Source organism: Streptomyces sp. L2, assembly GCF_004124325.1.
Lineage (GTDB): Bacteria > Actinomycetota > Actinomycetes > Streptomycetales > Streptomycetaceae > Streptomyces.
Genome location: NZ_QBDT01000001.1, coordinates 2,034,064 through 2,049,568, shown reverse-complemented (window position 1 = coordinate 2,049,568; position 15,505 = coordinate 2,034,064). Strand labels below are relative to the sequence as shown.

Genomic DNA, 15,505 nt, shown 5'->3' with positions numbered 1-15,505 from the left:
TGAGTTCACGGTGTGGCTCACTCCGTGAAGAACTCCGCCAGCACCGGCCCCAGCACCCCCGGCTCCACCATGTGGGTCTGGCCCTCCAAGACGCGGTACGTGCCCTGCGGAACCGTCTCCGCGACCGCGCGGCTCGCCGCGCGCATCCACTCCGGGCTCGCCCCGCCGGCCACCGCCAGCACGGGCACGGAGACCCCGGCCAGCAGGTCGCGGGGGAGCAGGCCGTCGCCCATGACGGCGTTGTCGTACGCCAGGCTCGGCGCGACGGCCTCCATGCCCGCCCACATCGGGGACTGCCGGGCCCCCTGGATCATCTGCTCGCCGAGGCCGGTCAGCCGCAGGAACAGCTCCACCGCGTCCCCGCGCCGGCCCTCCGCGAGCGCCCGCTCCAGGTTCTCGGTGTACGCCGCCTGCTGTTCGGCGCCGCCCGCCAGAGTGTCGGCGAACGGCACCTCGTACACCGCCGCCCGGCGCACCGGAAGCCCGCTCGCCGCCGCGTGCAGGACCAGCGCCCCGCCCGAGGAGACCCCGAACAGGGCCGCCTCGCCGCCCACCGCCTCGACCAGCGCGGCCAGGTCCTCGACCTCGCGGGCCACCTCGTACGGCGTCGTGTCACCGCTCTCGCCGCGGCCCCGGCGGTCGTACACCACGGCCGTGCAGCGGTCGGCGAGCCGCTCGGCCAGCGGCGCCATCGTGCCGCCGGTGGACATCGCGCCGCTCACCAGGATCACCGTCGGCCCCCGGCCCCTCACCTCGTAGGCGAGGGAGGTGCCGTCACGGGAAGTCGTCATGTCGTCCATGCCGGTGCAGACTGCCGCATGGCGCCCGGCTCATCGGTCAGGACACGTCGACGTCGTAGAAGCAGTAGTGATCCTTGATCCGGGCCACGTCCGGCTTCGGGTCCGGGTAGGCCCACACCAGGTCGGGCGCGTCCGGCAGCGACCAGTAGGACGCCGTCCCCTTGAACGGGCAGAAGGTGTGGGTGTCGGAGGCGGCCAGGAGGTCGAGGCGGACGTCCTCGGCAGGGATGTAGTACCGCACCGGACAGCCCGTCTCGCGCAGCTCCAGCGCGCGGTCGGTCTCCGCGAGCACCTGCCCGTCGCGCACCACGCGCACGTGCCGCTCGCCCTGCTCGATCGTGATCGTGTGTCCATCGGTCATAGTCGGGACAGCACCGGCGGCCGCGCGGTTCTTCCCGGATCCGCCCGCGTACGGTGGACGGCATGAACATCTGCGTCTTCCTCTCCGCCGCCGACCTCGACGAGCGGTACACGCGCCCCGCGCGCGAGTTCGCGGAACTGCTCGGCAAGGGCGGCCACACCCTGGTGTGGGGCGGCTCCGACGTCGGCCTGATGAAGGTCGTCGCGGACGGGGTGCACGAGGCGGGCGGCAGGCTGCTGGGCGTCTCCGTCGACTTCCTCTCGTCGAAGGCCCGGCCCGGCGCCGACGAGATGGTCATCGCCGCCGACCTCGCCGAACGCAAGAAGCTGCTGCTGGAGAAGGCCGACGCCGTCGTCATCATGGTGGGCGGCACCGGCACCCTCGACGAGGCCACCGAGATCCTGGAGCTGAAGAAGCACCGGCGGACCGAGAAGCCCGTGGTCCTCCTGAACACGGCAGGCTTCTACGACGGCCTGCGCCAGCAGTTCCAGCGCATGGAGGACGAGGGCTTCCTGCCGCGCCCCCTCGCCGAGCTGGTGTTCTTCGCCGAGGAGCCGGTCGGTGCGCTCGCCTACCTGGAAGAGTCCGTCGGCACCCGGTGATGCGAGCATGGCGGGCATGGCTACTCATGTGATCACCGGGGCCGGATCCGGCATCGGCGCGGCCGTCGCCCGCCGCCTGCACGCGCGCGGGGACGATATCGTTCTGCACGCGCGCGACGCGGGCCGGGCGAAGGAACTGGCCGCCGAGTTCCCCGGCGCGCGCACCCTCGTCGGCGACCTCGACGAACCCGACCGGCTGTCCTGGGCGTTCTCCCACCAGACGCTCCCGGACCGCGTGGACTCCCTGCTGCACATCGCCGGCGTGGTCGACCTCGGCGGCGTCGGCGACCTGACCCCGAAGTCCTGGCGCCACCAGCTCAACGTCAACCTGATCGCGCCGGCCGAGCTGACGCGGCACTTCCTGCCGCAGCTGCGGGCGACGCGCGGCCACGTCGTGTTCGTCAACTCCGGTTCGGGCCTGAACGCCCACGCGGGCTGGTCGGCGTACGCCGCCTCCAAGCACGGTCTCAAGGCGCTCGCCGACGCCCTGCGCCAGGAGGAGCACGCGGCCGGCGTCCGCGTCACCTCCGTCTACCCCGGGCGCACCGCCAGCCCCATGCAGGCCAAGGTCCACCAGCAGGAGGGCAAGGACTACGACCCGGAGAAGTGGATCGACCCCGAGTCGGTGGCCACCACCATCCTGATGGCCATCGACCTGCCGGCCGACGCGGAGGTCAACGACCTGACGGTCCGGCCGGGACGCTGATGCCGCCGGGGAGTTCCGCGGGGCCGTGGTTCCGTAGGCTTTCCGGGTGAGCGAAAACAGCGTGTTCAGGTTCCCGGGGGCCACCGGGGTGGGGTCCATGCCCGGCGGGGACGCCCGGGAGGCGGCCAAGACGGTCACCGGCAGCTTCGAGGACTTTCCGTACCTCCCCGAGCTGCCCGCGCGCGGGCCGGGCGCCGACATGATCGGCCGTACGGCGGGGATGCTCGTCGAGCTGTACGCGCGCGTGGAGCCCAGCGGCTGGCGGATCGGCGACCGGCCGGGCCGGGACACCAAGCGGGCCCGGTCCTGGCTGGGGGAGGACCTCGACGCCCTGGAGGAGTTCACCCAGGGCTACGAGGGCGACCTCAAGGTGCAGGCGGTCGGCCCCTGGACCCTCGCCGCCGCCCTGGAGCTGAGGAACGGCGAGGCCGCTCTGTCCGACCCCGGAGCCTGCCGCGACCTCGCCGCCTCCCTCACCGACGGCCTGCGCCAGCACCTCGCCGAGGTCGCCCGCCGCGTCCCCGGCGCCCGGCTCGTCCTCCAGCTCGACGAGCCCTCCCTGACCGCCGTCCTGCGCGGCCAGGTCCGCACGGCCAGCGGCTACCGCACCCACCGCGCCGTCGACCGCCAGCTCGTCGAGTCCACCCTGCGGGACGTCATCGCGGCCCACGGGGACGGGCCCGTCGTCGTGCACTCCTGCGCCCCCGACGTCCCCTTCGCGCTGCTGCGCCGCTCCGGAGCCGCCGCCGTCTCCTTCGACTTCTCCCTCCTCACCGAACGTGACGACGACACGATCGGCGAGGCCGTGGAAGCCGGGACCCGCCTGTTCGCCGGTGTCGCGGCGGGCACGGACGGCCCATTGTCAGACCCTGCCGGTAGCGTCATGGGTGTCAGGACGCTGTGGCGCAGGCTGGGCCTGCAACCGGGGCTGCTCGCCGAGGCGGTCACGGTGACCCCGGCGTGCGGTCTGGCGGGGGCTTCCCCCGCCTACGCGCGCCAGGTGCTCGCCCACTGCGTCCGGGCGGCGAGATCCCTCGCGGACAACCCTGAGTAACGGGAGGACCACACGGTGGCCGGCGACAAGCAGCAGGCGGAGACGGCAGTGCCCGCCGAGGCACGTGAGAAGCACGCGCAGCTCGCTGAGCAGATCGAGGAGCACCGCTTCCGGTACTACGTGAAGGACGCCCCGGTCGTCAGCGACGCCGAGTTCGACCGGCTCCTGAAGTCCCTGGAGGCCCAGGAGGAGCAGTACCCCGAGCTGCGCACCCCCGACTCGCCCACCCAGAAGGTATCCGGGTCGTACGCCACGGAGTTCACGGCGGTCGAGCACCGGCAGCGGATGCTGTCCCTGGACAACACGTTCAACGACGACGACCTGGCCGCCTGGGTCGACCGCATCGCCAGGGAACTGGGCGAGCAGGAGTACCACTTCCTGTGCGAGCTGAAGGTCGACGGCCTCGCCGTCAACCTCACCTACGAGCGCGGCCGCCTCACGCGCGCGGCGACCCGCGGCGACGGCCGCACCGGCGAGGACATCACGCCGAACGTGCGCACCATCGCGGAAATCCCCGACCGCCTCCACGGCGACGACGTCCCCGACCTGGTGGAGATCCGCGGCGAGGTCTACTTCCCGATGGAGAAGTTCCTCGAACTGAACGAGCGGCTCGTCGCCGCCGGTGACAAGCCGTTCGCCAACCCGCGCAACGCCGCCGCGGGCTCGCTGCGCCAGAAGGACCCGCGCGTCACCGCAACCCGCCCGCTGCACATGGTCGTCCACGGCATCGGCGCCCTGGAGGGCTTCACGGGCATGACCCGCCTCTCCCAGGCCTACGACCTCCTCAAGACGTGGGGCCTGCCCACCTCCCCGCACAACCGGGTGGTCGACGGGCTCGACGGCATCCGGGAGTTCATCACGTACTACGGCGAGAACCGGCACTCCGTGGAGCACGAGATCGACGGCGCGGTCGTCAAGCTCGACGAGATCCGGCTCCAGGGCCGCCTCGGCTCCACCGCGCGCGCACCCCGCTGGGCCATCGCCTACAAGTACGCGCCGGAGGAGGTCAACACCAAGCTCATCGACATCAAGGTGGGCGTCGGCCGCACCGGCCGGGTCACGCCGTACGCGCAGGTGGAGCCGGTCACTGTGGCCGGCAGCGAGGTCGAGTTCGCCACCCTGCACAACCAGGAGGTCGTCAAGGCCAAGGGCGTCCTCATCGGAGACACGGTCGTCATCCGCAAGGCCGGTGACGTCATCCCGGAGATCCTCGGCGCGGTCGTCGACCTGCGGGACGGCAGCGAGCGGGAGTTCGTGATGCCGGGCGAGTGCCCCGAGTGCGGTACGGCGCTGCGGCCCATGAAGGAGGGAGACATCGACCTCCGCTGCCCCAACGCCCGCACCTGCCCGGCCCAGTTGCGCGAGCGGGTGTCCTACCTGGCGGGCCGGGAGTGCCTGGACATCGAGCACTTCGGTGGGGTGGCCGCCGCCGCGCTCACCCGCCCGCTGGAGCCGGCCGACCCGCCGCTGGTGGACGAGGGCGACCTGTTCGACCTGACGGTGGAGAAGCTGCTCCCCATCAAGGCCTACGTCCTCGACCCCGACAGCGGCCTGCCCAAGCGGGACCCGAAGACGGGCGAGGAGAAGGTCGTCACGGTCTTCGCCAACCAGAAGGGCGAGCCGAAGAAGAACACCCTGGCCCTGCTGGAGAACATCGAGGCGGCCAAGCAGCGCCCGCTGGCCCGGTTCCTCAACGGCCTGTCCATCCGGCATGTCGGCCCGGTCGCCGCACAGGCCCTCGCCCGTGAGTTCCGCTCCCTCGACCGCATCGAACAGGCGACTGAAGAAGAGCTGGCGGCCACCGACGGCGTGGGGCCCATCATCGCCGCCGCGCTGAAGGAGTGGTTCGCCGAGGACTGGCACCGCGAGATCGTGCGCAAGTGGGAGGCCGCCGGGGTGCCGCTGGAGGACCAGTCGTCCGGCGAGGACGAGGGTCCGCGCCCGCTGGAAGGGCTTACCGTCGTCGTCACCGGCACCCTGGAGAACTTCACGCGGGACGGCGCCAAGGAGGCGCTGCAGAACGGGGGCGCGAAAGTGACCGGTTCGGTTTCGAAAAAGACCTCGTTTGTGGTGGTTGGTGACAGTCCTGGATCGAAGTTCGACAAGGCGATGCAGTTGAAGGTTCCCGTTCTGAACGAGGCCGGTTTCACCGTCCTGTTGGAGCAGGGACCCGAGGCGGCGGCCGAGGTCGCGCTTCCGACCGAGGAGTAGCGGTTGAAGGCCACCCGATCGGTGCATATCAGTTGCATACGGGTGGCCCGGGCGCATTCGGGCAACCGTCGACGACCGCTGCCCCTGGCAGCGTTCCGCGGCCTACTGTTGTCGGGTGCGCCTGCCGTGCCCAGCTGCGGTCGGGGCATTCCCCGTGCCCGCCGAGGGCCCGGGGAAGGGTTTTCCAACGCGGAGCCGCTGATGGTTGTCGGGCATCGGGCCGCGTGGCGTGGGCACCGCCGGCTGTGAGAGGGACGGGAATGGAACCGACCGAGAGCGCCGCCCTGGACTCCTCGCTGCCCCCGCGCCGCCGCGTCGGCGCGTGGCGGGGAAGCCGGCGGACGGCACGCGCGAGTACGCGCACCGGCACCTCCGGGACGTCGGGCACGTCCGGCACGGACGGGAACCCGTCCATACCCGTCCAGGCGCCGCAAGCGCATTCCTTGGCCCCTCTCGCCATCGAACCGCCGCCCTCCCTGACCGGCCCGGGCGCCGGGCCGCAGCGGCGGCTGCCCCGGCCCGCGCTCCCCGCGGCGGTCGTCGCCGCCGCCGCGTGCGCCCTCGGTGCCGGCTTCTACCGGGCCGTCGCCGGCCACCACGCCCTCTTCCCGTGCGGCACCGCCGGCTGGTCGCTGGCCCTGCTCACCGGCATCATCGTCGGCCACCTCGTGCTGCTCGGCCGCGCCCGCTGGTGGGGCGGCACCGGCTCCGGCGCCGCCCTCACCCTCGCCGTCCTGCTCCTCTACGGCTGGGTCGCCGCCGGACTGGTCAGCCTCACCGTCGTCGTCCTGGTCGGCATCGCCCGCCGGCGCCGCTGGCGGCAGGGCGTCCTGCACGGCGCCGTGGACATCCTCGGCATCGGCGCCGGCGCCCTTGTCCTCGGCGCCTTCGGCCGCGTGCCGACCGTCGAGAAGCCCTGGCACCCGCACACCTGGACCCTCGCCACCGCCCCCGAGTTCGTCCTCGTCGCCCTCGCCTACCTCGCCGTCAGCCGCGGCCTGCTGTGGTACCTCCAGGCCCCGCCCGGCGGCGGCCTGCCCACCGTGGCCCGCACCGCCGTCGTCCGGCAGGGCCTGATCGCCGCCGCCCTGCTCGGCATCGCGCCCCTCGTCTGCGTCGTCGCCATCGCCCGGCCCGTCCTGCTGCCGCTGTTCGCGATCCCGCTGATCGCCCTCGACTCCACCCTGTGGATGGCCCGGGCCCGCGCCGAGGAGCAACTGCGCGACCCGCTGACCGGACTGCCCAACCGGCAGTGGCTCCAGGAACGCATCTGGACCGCCCTCGACGACGCCGAACGCATCGACGCCCGCGCCGCCCTCATGCTGATCGACCTCGACCGGTTCCGATCGGTCAACGACACACTCGGTCACCTCGCCGGTGACCGGCTGCTGCTCCAGATCGCCGACCGGCTCCGCCTCGCGCTGCCACGGGGAGCGGAGGCCGCCCGGCTCGGCGGCGACGAGTTCGCCGTCTTACTGCCCGTCGCCGACTCCACCACCTCCGCCACCCGCGTCGCCCGCGGCATCGTCGCCGCGCTCAGCTCACCGCTCGACCTCGACGGACTCACCCTCGTCCTGGAGGCCAGCGCGGGCGTCGCCGTCTTCCCCGACCACGCGCTCGACGCCGAGGGCCTGCTGCGCCGCGCCGACGTCGCGATGTACCAGGCGAAGAAGGGCCGTACCGGCGTGGAGGTCTACGAGTCCAAGCGGGACTCCAACACCCCCGACCGGCTCGGCCTGCTCGGAGATCTGCGCCGTGCCCTCGACGCGCGCGAGGTGCAGCTGCACTACCAGCCGAAGGTCCGCTTCGACGGCCAGGTCGCCGGACTGGAGGCCCTGGTCCGCTGGGTGCACCCCGAGCGCGGCAAGGTCCCGCCGGACGAGTTCATCGCCATCGCCGAGTCCTCCGGGCTGATGCCCCACCTCACGGAGTACGTGCTGGACACCGCCCTCGCGCAGGTCGCCCGCTGGCGCGCGCAGGGGCTCCGGGTGCCGGTGGCGGTCAACGTCTCCCCGCGCGACGTCCACACCCCGGGCTTCGCCGGGTCCGTCGCCGCCCGGCTGGCCCGGCACGGCGTCCCGGCGGGCGCGCTCCAGCTGGAGATCACCGAGCACGTCCTGCTGGAGGACCCGCAGCGGGCCGCGGACACCCTCGCCGGGCTGACCGGGCACGGCGTGAAGATGTCCCTCGACGACTTCGGCACCGGCTACTCCTCCCTGGTGCACCTGCGCCGGCTGCCCGTCAGCGAGCTGAAGATCGACCGCTCCTTCGTGGCCCGGCTGGCCGTGGACACCGAGGACGCGGAGATCGTGCGCTGCACCGTCGACCTCGCCCACTCGCTCGGCCTCCTCGTCGTAGCGGAGGGCGTCGAGGACGACGAGACCTGGGAGCGGCTGCGCGACCTCGGCTGCGACGCCGTACAGGGCTGGCTGGTCGCCGCGGCGATGCCGGCCGACGAGACGACTGCGTGGCTGCTGGCCCGGGGGTCGCGCGGCTGGCAGCGGCCGCGCGCCGCGCTTCCGGCCGCCGAATAGCTTTCCCACCCGCCCGTTTCGGGTCTGTTGCAAGGGCACCCTTTTCCGTGGGTGGTGCCGCCCCGTCGGCGGGCCGCGCCAAACCGTTTCACAGGCATGCCGCCCCGCCCCATAGGATTGGCCCCAAACCACACACACTCACCCAGAGGATCGCTGCATGCCTGGCATCACGCGCGAGGAGGTCGCCCACCTCGCCCGGCTGGCGCGTCTGGAGCTGAAGCCCGAAGAGCTCGAACACTTCGCGGGACAGCTGGACGACATCATCGGCGCGGTCGCCCGCGTCAGCGAGGTCGCCGACCAAGACGTACCGCCGACCTCGCACCCGCTCCCGCTGACCAACGTCATGCGGCCGGACGAGGTCCGACCCTCGCTCACCCCCGAGCAGGCGCTCTCCGGCGCCCCGGCCCAGGAGCAGCAGCGTTTCAAGGTGCCGCAGATCCTGGGGGAGGACTGAACCGCCATGACGGACAGCAACATCATCAAGCTCACGGCGGCCCAGATCGCCGAGCGGATCGCCTCCGGCGAGCTGACGGCCGTAGAGGTCACCGAAGCACACCTCGCCCGGATCGAGGCCGTCGACGAGAAGGTGCACGCCTTCCTGCACGTCGACCGTGAGGGCGCCCTCGCCCAGGCCCGCGCCGTGGACGAGAAGCGGGCGCGCGGCGAGAAGCTCGGCCCGCTGGCCGGCGTCCCCCTCGCGCTCAAGGACATCTTCACCACCGAGGGCGTGCCCACGACCGTCGGCTCGAAGATCCTCGAAGGCTGGATCCCGCCGTACGACGCGACGCTCACCAAGCGGCTGAAGGCCGCCGACGTCGTCATCCTCGGCAAGACCAACATGGACGAGTTCGCCATGGGGTCCTCCACCGAGAACAGCGCCTACGGGCCGACCGGCAACCCCTGGGACCTCACCCGGATCCCCGGCGGCTCCGGCGGCGGCTCCTCCGCCGCGCTCGCCGCCTACCAGGCGCCCCTGGCCATCGGCACCGACACCGGCGGCTCCATCCGCCAGCCGGCCTCCGTCACCGGCACGGTCGGCGTGAAGCCGACGTACGGCGCGGTCTCCCGGTACGGCATGGTCGCCTTCTCCTCCTCCCTGGACCAGGGCGGCCCCTGCGCCCGTACGGTCCTGGACGCGGCCCTCCTGCACGAGGTGATCGCCGGACACGACCCGATGGACTCCACCTCCATCGACGCCCCGGTCCCGCCGGTCGTCGAGGCCGCCCGCAACGGCAGCGTCCAGGGCATGCGCGTCGGCGTCGTCAAGCAGTTCCGCGGCGAGGGCTACCAGGCCGGCGTCATCCAGCGCTTCGACGAGTCCGTCGAGCTGCTCAAGGAGCTGGGCGCCGAGATCGTCGAGCTGGACTGCCCGTCCTTCGACCTCGCCCTGTCGGCGTACTACCTGATCGCGCCGTCCGAGTGCTCCTCCAACCTCGCCCGCTTCGACGGCCTGCGCTACGGCCTGCGGACCGGCGACGACGGCTCGCACTCCGCCGAGGAGGTCACCTCCCTCACCCGCGAGGCCGGCTTCGGCCCCGAGGTGAAGCGGCGCATCATGCTCGGCACGTACGCCCTCTCCAGCGGCTACTACGACGCCTACTACGGCTCCGCGCAGAAGGTCCGCACGCTCATCACGCGCGACTTCGAGAAGGCGTTCGAGCAGGTCGACGTGATCGTCTCCCCGACCACGCCCACCACCGCCTTCCCGATCGGCGAGCGCGCCGACGACCCGATGGCGATGTACCTCGCCGACCTGTGCACCATCCCGACCAACCTGGCGGGCAACGCGGCCATGTCCCTGCCCTGCGGCCTCGCCCCGGAGGACAACCTCCCGGTCGGCCTGCAGATCATCGCCCCGGCCCTCAAGGACGACCGGCTCTACCAGGTGGGTGCCGCCGTCGAGGCCGCCTTCGTGGAAAAGTGGGGCCACCCGCTGCTGGAGGAGGCACCGTCGCTGTGAGCAAGACACTGTCGAAGGCCAAGGGCTTCAAGAAGTCCAAGTCCGGCCTCTACCTGTCCATGGCCACCACCGCGTTCGGTGCGGTCAGCGTCGCCAAGCAGGCCAAGCTGGCCCGCACCGAGAGCGACACGCTGCGCCTGATCGACGCGGCCGTGTCCGCCGCCGCCATCGTCACCGGCCTCGCCATCCTCTACCGCGAGCTGAAGCGGCTGGGCGACGACGACGTCCTGCTGGGCTGAGAGGGAAGTTTCACCGTGACCACCACGACCGACCTGGTGTCGTACGAGGACGCGCTGGCGTCGTACGACCCCGTCATGGGCCTTGAGGTCCATGTCGAACTCGGCACCCGCACGAAGATGTTCTGCGGCTGTTCGACCGCGCTCGGCGCCGACCCGAACACCCAGACCTGCCCCGTCTGCCTCGGCATGCCCGGCGCGCTCCCGGTCGTCAACGCGACCGGCGTCGAGTCGGCGATCAAGATCGGTCTCGCGCTGAACTGCGAGATCGCCGAGTGGTGCCGCTTCGCCCGGAAGAACTACTTCTATCCGGACATGCCGAAGAACTTCCAGACCTCCCAGTACGACGAGCCGATCGCCTTCGACGGCTACCTCGACGTACAGCTGGAGGACGGCGAGACCTTCCGCGTCCAGATCGAGCGCGCCCACATGGAGGAGGACACCGGCAAGTCGACGCACGTCGGCGGCGCCACGGGCCGTATCCACGGCGCGTCCCACTCCCTGCTGGACTACAACCGCGCCGGCATCCCGCTCATCGAGATCGTCACCAAGCCGATCGAGGGCGCCGGCGAGCGCGCCCCCGAGGTCGCCAAGGCGTACGTCCGTGAGCTGCGCGAGGTCATCCGCGCCCTCGGCGTGTCCGAGGCCCGCATGGAGATGGGCCAGATGCGCTGCGACGTCAACCTGTCGCTGCGCCCGAACGGCACCGAGAAGTTCGGCACCCGCTCCGAGACGAAGAACGTCAACTCACTGCGGTCCGTGGAGCGCGCGGCCCGCTTCGAGATCCAGCGGCACGCGGCCGTGCTGTCCTCCGGCGGCACGATCATCCAGGAGACCCGCCACTTCCACGAGGACACCGGGTCGACGACCTCGGGCCGCGTGAAGGAGGAGGCCGAGGACTACCGGTACTTCCCTGAGCCCGACCTCGTCCCGGTGGCGCCGTCCCGCGCGTGGGTCGAGGAGATCCGCGCGGCCCTGCCGGAACCGCCGCTGGCCCGCCGTACCCGGCTGCTCGCCGAGTGGGGCATCTCCGCCACCGACATGCAGGCGATCCTGAACGCCGGCGCGCTGGACCCGATCGTCGCCACCATCGACGCCGGTGCCGACGCGGCCTCCGCCCGCAAGTGGTGGATGGGCGAACTGGCACGCAGCGCCAACGAGTCGGGCAAGGCCCTGGACGAGCTGGGGATCACCCCGGCCCAGGTCGCCCGGGTCACCGAGCTGGTCGTCAAGGGTGACCTGAACGACAAGCTGGCCCGTCAGGTCATCGAGGGCGTCCTCGCGGGCGAGGGCACCCCGGACGAGGTCGTCGACAAGCGCGGCCTGAAGGTCGTCTCCGACGAGGGCGCGCTCACCACCGCCGTCGAGGAGGCCATCGCCGGCAACCCGGGCATCGCCGACAAGATCCGCGGCGGCAAGGTCGCCGCCGTCGGCGCCCTGGTCGGCGCGGTCATGAAGGCGACCCGCGGCCAGGCCGACGCGGCCCGCGTGAAGGAACTCATCCTGGAGAAGCTGGGCGTCTCCGAGGGCTGAGCCCGCATGACGTCCGGATGACCCACCAGGGGGGACGTGCCGAGCCCGGCACGTCCCCCCTCGGCGTTCCCCCGGACCCCGGACCCGCTACGCTCCCGCGCCATGAGTGGACGTACCCCTTCCGGCCTCGAACCCGCCATAGCCGAGCGGCCGGAGGACCCGGCCGAGGCGCAGGTCCCCGCCGCCGGGCGCGCGGACGAGGAGAGCGACGACGAAGCCGGCGAGATCACCGACGCCCGCCGGGCCCGGTGGACCGCCGCCGGCGCCGGAGGCCTGCTCTGCCTCGCCGGACTCGCCGCCGCGCTGCTGCGGGCCACCGGCTCCGACCCCGCCCTCGTACCGGCCGCCTACGCCCTCGGAGCCGCCGTCTGCGCGTGCGCCGCGGTCCTCGGCGCCCGGGGCCGTACCCGCAGGGCGCTGTGGCTGCTGATCGCCGGGACCATGATCATGGCGCTCGGCGACCAGTTCGACTGAGGGCGCCGGGCACGCCGCAAGTGAGCCCCGGGGCGACAGAGTTCGGGGAACTGTCCTGTGACGTCCCTCGCACTCTTGTGAATAAGCCCACGAATACGGCAAACGATCACTTTCGCCTGCAAGAGTGTGTCTGCTTGCTCATGCGTTCTTTGCGGGTTGTTCAGTTTATGGATGACTGTTCCCGGTCAAAGATCCACAAATCGGCTTCTGGGAGCACGTCCGGTGGCAGCCCTCGCGCGTTGGTGTGTCCGGCATCGTCTCATGACGGTTCTGCTGTGGCTCGTCGCCTTCGGTGGCGTCACCGCGGCCGCCACGCTGGCGGGTTCGGCGTACTCGAACGACTACGGTGTCCCCGGCACCGAGTCCGGCCGGGCGAACCAGCTGCTCATGCAGGGCTTCCCCGACCTCGGCGGGGACGGCGACACCATCGTCTGGCACACCGGCTCGGGCACCGTCCGCGCGGCCGACGTCGAACAGACCATGACCCGCACCCTCGACGACATCGCCGAACTGCCGGGCGTGGCCACCGTGTCCGGGCCGTACGGCAGCCAGGGCGCCCACCGGATCAGCCCCGACAGCCACACGGCGTACGCCACCGTCACCTTCACCCAGCAGGCGGAGGACATCCCCACGTCCGAGGCCGAGGCCGTCGTACGCACCGCCAAGGCCGCCGAGGACGACGGGCTGCGGGTGGAACTGGGCGGCACCGCCGTCGGGTCCACCGAGTCCCCCCGCGGGCACACCGCCGAGGTGGTCGGCGTCGCGGTCGCCGCCGTCGTGCTGTTCCTCGCCTTCGGCTCGCTCGCCGCGTCCCTGCTGCCCATCGCCACCGCGCTGGTCGGCGTCGGCACCGCCTACGCCGGGATCGGCCTGCTCGGGCACGCCATGACGGTCGCCGACTTCGCGCCCATGCTCGGCATGCTGATCGGGCTCGGCGTGGGCATCGACTACGCGCTGTTCATAGTGACCAGACACCGGCGCGGGCTGAAACGCGGCCTGAGCGTCACCGAGGCCGCCACGAACGCCGTCGCCACCACCGGGCGGGCGGTGGTCTTCGCGGGCGCGACCGTGTGCATCGCCCTGCTCGGGATGCTCATACTGCGCCTGAGCTTCCTCAACGGCGTCGCGGTCGCCGCCTGTCTGACGGTCGTCCTCACCGTCGCCGCGGCCGTGACCCTGCTGCCCGCGCTGCTGTCGTGGATCGGTCCGCGCGCCCTCAGCCGGCGCGAGCGGCGCCGGCTCGCCGAGCACGGCCCGCAGCTCGAACTGCCCACCGGGCTCGCCGCCCGCTGGTCGGCGTTCGTCGAGCGTCACCCCAAACTGCTCGGCTCCCTCGCCGTCGCGGTCATCGCGGTGCTGGCCGTGCCGACCTTCTCCCTGCACCTGGGCACCTCAGACCAGGGCAACGACCCGAAGACGTCCACCACCCGCCAGGCCTACGACCTCCTCGCACAGGGGTTCGGTCCGGGAGTGAACGGTCCGCTGACACTGGTGACGCGCGTAGATGGCGCCGGTGACAAGCTCGCCCTCGACAACCTCGACACCACCCTGCGCGACACCCCGGGCGTCTCCTCGGTCAGCCCCGTCGCCTACGACACCGGCGGCGACACCGCCTACCTCGTCGTCGTCCCGGACTCCGCCCCGCAGTCACGGCAGACCAGCGACCTCGTCGACCGGCTGCGCACCGAGGTCCTCCCGCGCGCCCAGCTCGGCACCTCCCTGGACGTGCACGTCGGAGGGGTCACCGCGAGCTACGACGACTTCGCGGCCGTGATCGTCGGCAAACTGCCGCTCTTCGTCGGCGTGGTCATCGGCCTCGGCTGCGTGCTGCTGCTGATCGCCTTCCGGTCGCTCGGCATCCCGCTGAAGGCCGCCGTGATGAACATCGCCGCCGTCGCCGCCGCCTTCGGCATCGTCGTCGCCGTGTTCCAGTGGGGCTGGGGCAGCGAACTCCTCGGCCTCGGCCGCGCCGGCCCGATCGAGCCGTTCCTGCCCGTGATCATGGTCTCGGTGCTCTTCGGGCTCTCCATGGACTACCAGGTCTTCCTGGTCAGCCGGATGTACGAGGAGTGGCTGGAGACCGGTGACAACCGGCGTGCCGTGCGCGTGGGCCTCGCCGAGACCAGCCGCGTGATCAACTCCGCCGCGGTCATCATGATCTCCGTCTTCCTCGCCTTCGTGCTCAGCGGCGACCGGGTGATCGCCATGTTCGGCATCGCGCTGGCCTCCGCCGTGGCCCTCGACGCGTTCGTGCTGCGCACCCTGCTCGTGCCGGCCCTGATGCACCTGCTCGGTTCCGCCAACTGGTGGCTGCCCCGCTGGATGGAGCGCCGCCTGCCGCGCATCAGCATCGAGCCGCCCGAGTGCCGTGCCGCCCATGAGAGGCTCGGCAAGGTCACGGTGGCGCGCATGCGGGAGGAGCAGCGGCACGATGTACGCGATATCCCTGGGTGACGACGGCGCGGAGCTACGGCTCCTGGAACCCTGGCACGCAGAGGAGTTCCTGGCGCACCTGGACCGGGGCCGGGAGTTCATCGGGCGGTTCATCCCGTTCGGCTCACAGGCCACGGACCTGGTCTCCGCCCGGGAGACCCTCCAGCGGTACGCCGGTCTGCGCGCCGCGGACAGCGCCTCCCACCACGGCATCTGGCTGGACGGAAAGCTCGTCGGTGGCGTCCTGACGCTGAACTTCGACGCCGAGCGGGGCAACTGCGAGGTCGGCTGCTGGCTGGAGCCCGCCGCGACCGGCCGAGGCCTGATCACCCGCGCCATGCGCGTCCTCATCGACTGGGCCGTGGAGGAACGCGGCATCCACCGCGTGGAGTGGCACGCCGCGTCCGGGAACCTGGCGAGCATCAACGTCGCCCGGCGCCTCGGCATGACCCGGGACGGGGTGATCCGCGAGAACCACCTCCACGGCGGTGTCCGGCACGACACCGAGATCTGGTCGGTGCTGGCGCCCGAGTGGCGTGAGGCACGCGCGCGTACCACACGGAACGTGCCCTCGACGGGCTGAGGAACCGCAGGTCCCAGG

Annotated in this window: 14 protein-coding genes; 12 read left to right on the top strand and 2 right to left on the bottom strand. The window is 72.0% G+C overall.

Features of this window, described 5'->3' with window-relative positions; translation table 11 throughout:
• Window positions 1–17 precede the first annotated feature (17 nt).
• Both DBP14_RS08535 and DBP14_RS08530 read right to left on the bottom strand, forming a co-directional pair.
• Window positions 18–800: an alpha/beta hydrolase gene (locus DBP14_RS08535; protein ID WP_129306416.1), complete on the bottom strand. Its 783-nt coding sequence runs from the start codon at window positions 798–800 to the stop codon at window positions 18–20.
• A 37-nt stretch (window positions 801–837) separates the two neighbouring features.
• Entirely contained in the window at window positions 838–1,161 is a 324-nt protein-coding gene (locus DBP14_RS08530) for a DUF427 domain-containing protein (protein WP_129306415.1), read from the bottom strand.
• Window positions 1,162–1,223: 62 nt separating this feature from the next.
• Here DBP14_RS08530 and DBP14_RS08525 point away from each other — a divergent pair, with 62 nt between their 5' ends.
• The 12 genes from DBP14_RS08525 to DBP14_RS08470 all read left to right on the top strand — a co-directional run bounded on the left by DBP14_RS08525 (window position 1,224) and on the right by DBP14_RS08470 (window position 15,487).
• Window positions 1,224–1,763 carry a TIGR00730 family Rossman fold protein gene (locus DBP14_RS08525; protein ID WP_164992280.1) on the top strand — a complete coding sequence of 180 codons (540 nt, stop codon included), beginning with the start codon at window positions 1,224–1,226 and terminating at the stop codon, window positions 1,761–1,763.
• Between the two features lie 16 nt (window positions 1,764–1,779).
• The gene (locus DBP14_RS08520; RefSeq protein WP_206739230.1) at window positions 1,780–2,469 is read left to right on the top strand and encodes an SDR family oxidoreductase; all 690 of its coding nucleotides are present in this window, start codon (window positions 1,780–1,782) and stop codon (window positions 2,467–2,469) included.
• A 46-nt stretch (window positions 2,470–2,515) separates the two neighbouring features.
• Window positions 2,516–3,523, top strand: coding sequence for a methionine synthase (locus DBP14_RS08515; protein ID WP_129306412.1), 1,008 nt, complete (start codon window positions 2,516–2,518; stop codon window positions 3,521–3,523).
• A gap of 15 nt (window positions 3,524–3,538) precedes the next feature.
• Window positions 3,539–5,734, top strand: a complete 2,196-nt coding sequence (gene ligA / locus DBP14_RS08510; RefSeq protein WP_129306411.1) for an NAD-dependent DNA ligase LigA — start codon at window positions 3,539–3,541, stop codon at window positions 5,732–5,734.
• 260 nt (window positions 5,735–5,994) lie between these two features.
• On the top strand, window positions 5,995–8,268 hold the full coding sequence (locus DBP14_RS08505; protein ID WP_129306410.1) for a bifunctional diguanylate cyclase/phosphodiesterase: 2,274 nt from the start codon (window positions 5,995–5,997) through the stop codon (window positions 8,266–8,268).
• A gap of 157 nt (window positions 8,269–8,425) precedes the next feature.
• On the top strand, window positions 8,426–8,722 hold the full coding sequence (gene gatC / locus DBP14_RS08500) for an Asp-tRNA(Asn)/Glu-tRNA(Gln) amidotransferase subunit GatC (protein WP_030231941.1): 297 nt from the start codon (window positions 8,426–8,428) through the stop codon (window positions 8,720–8,722).
• A 6-nt stretch (window positions 8,723–8,728) separates the two neighbouring features.
• The gene (gene gatA / locus DBP14_RS08495; protein WP_129306409.1) at window positions 8,729–10,228 is read left to right on the top strand and encodes an Asp-tRNA(Asn)/Glu-tRNA(Gln) amidotransferase subunit GatA; all 1,500 of its coding nucleotides are present in this window, start codon (window positions 8,729–8,731) and stop codon (window positions 10,226–10,228) included.
• On the top strand, window positions 10,225–10,467 hold the full coding sequence (locus tag DBP14_RS08490) for a hypothetical protein (protein WP_129306408.1): 243 nt from the start codon (window positions 10,225–10,227) through the stop codon (window positions 10,465–10,467). The genes gatA and DBP14_RS08490 overlap by 4 nt, the downstream gene beginning before the upstream one ends.
• Before the next feature lie 15 nt (window positions 10,468–10,482).
• The gene (gatB, locus tag DBP14_RS08485; protein ID WP_129306407.1) at window positions 10,483–11,997 is read left to right on the top strand and encodes an Asp-tRNA(Asn)/Glu-tRNA(Gln) amidotransferase subunit GatB; all 1,515 of its coding nucleotides are present in this window, start codon (window positions 10,483–10,485) and stop codon (window positions 11,995–11,997) included.
• Window positions 11,998–12,099: 102 nt separating this feature from the next.
• A complete protein-coding gene (locus DBP14_RS08480; protein ID WP_129306406.1) occupies window positions 12,100–12,471 on the top strand; it encodes a hypothetical protein in 372 nt (123 codons plus the stop codon).
• A 222-nt stretch (window positions 12,472–12,693) separates the two neighbouring features.
• A complete protein-coding gene (locus DBP14_RS08475; protein WP_129306405.1) occupies window positions 12,694–14,925 on the top strand; it encodes an MMPL family transporter in 2,232 nt (743 codons plus the stop codon).
• Window positions 14,903–15,487, top strand: a complete 585-nt coding sequence (locus tag DBP14_RS08470) for a GNAT family protein (protein WP_129306404.1) — start codon at window positions 14,903–14,905, stop codon at window positions 15,485–15,487. Before DBP14_RS08475 ends, DBP14_RS08470 begins: the two co-directional genes overlap by 23 nt.
• The last annotated feature ends 18 nt before the right edge of the window (window positions 15,488–15,505 follow it).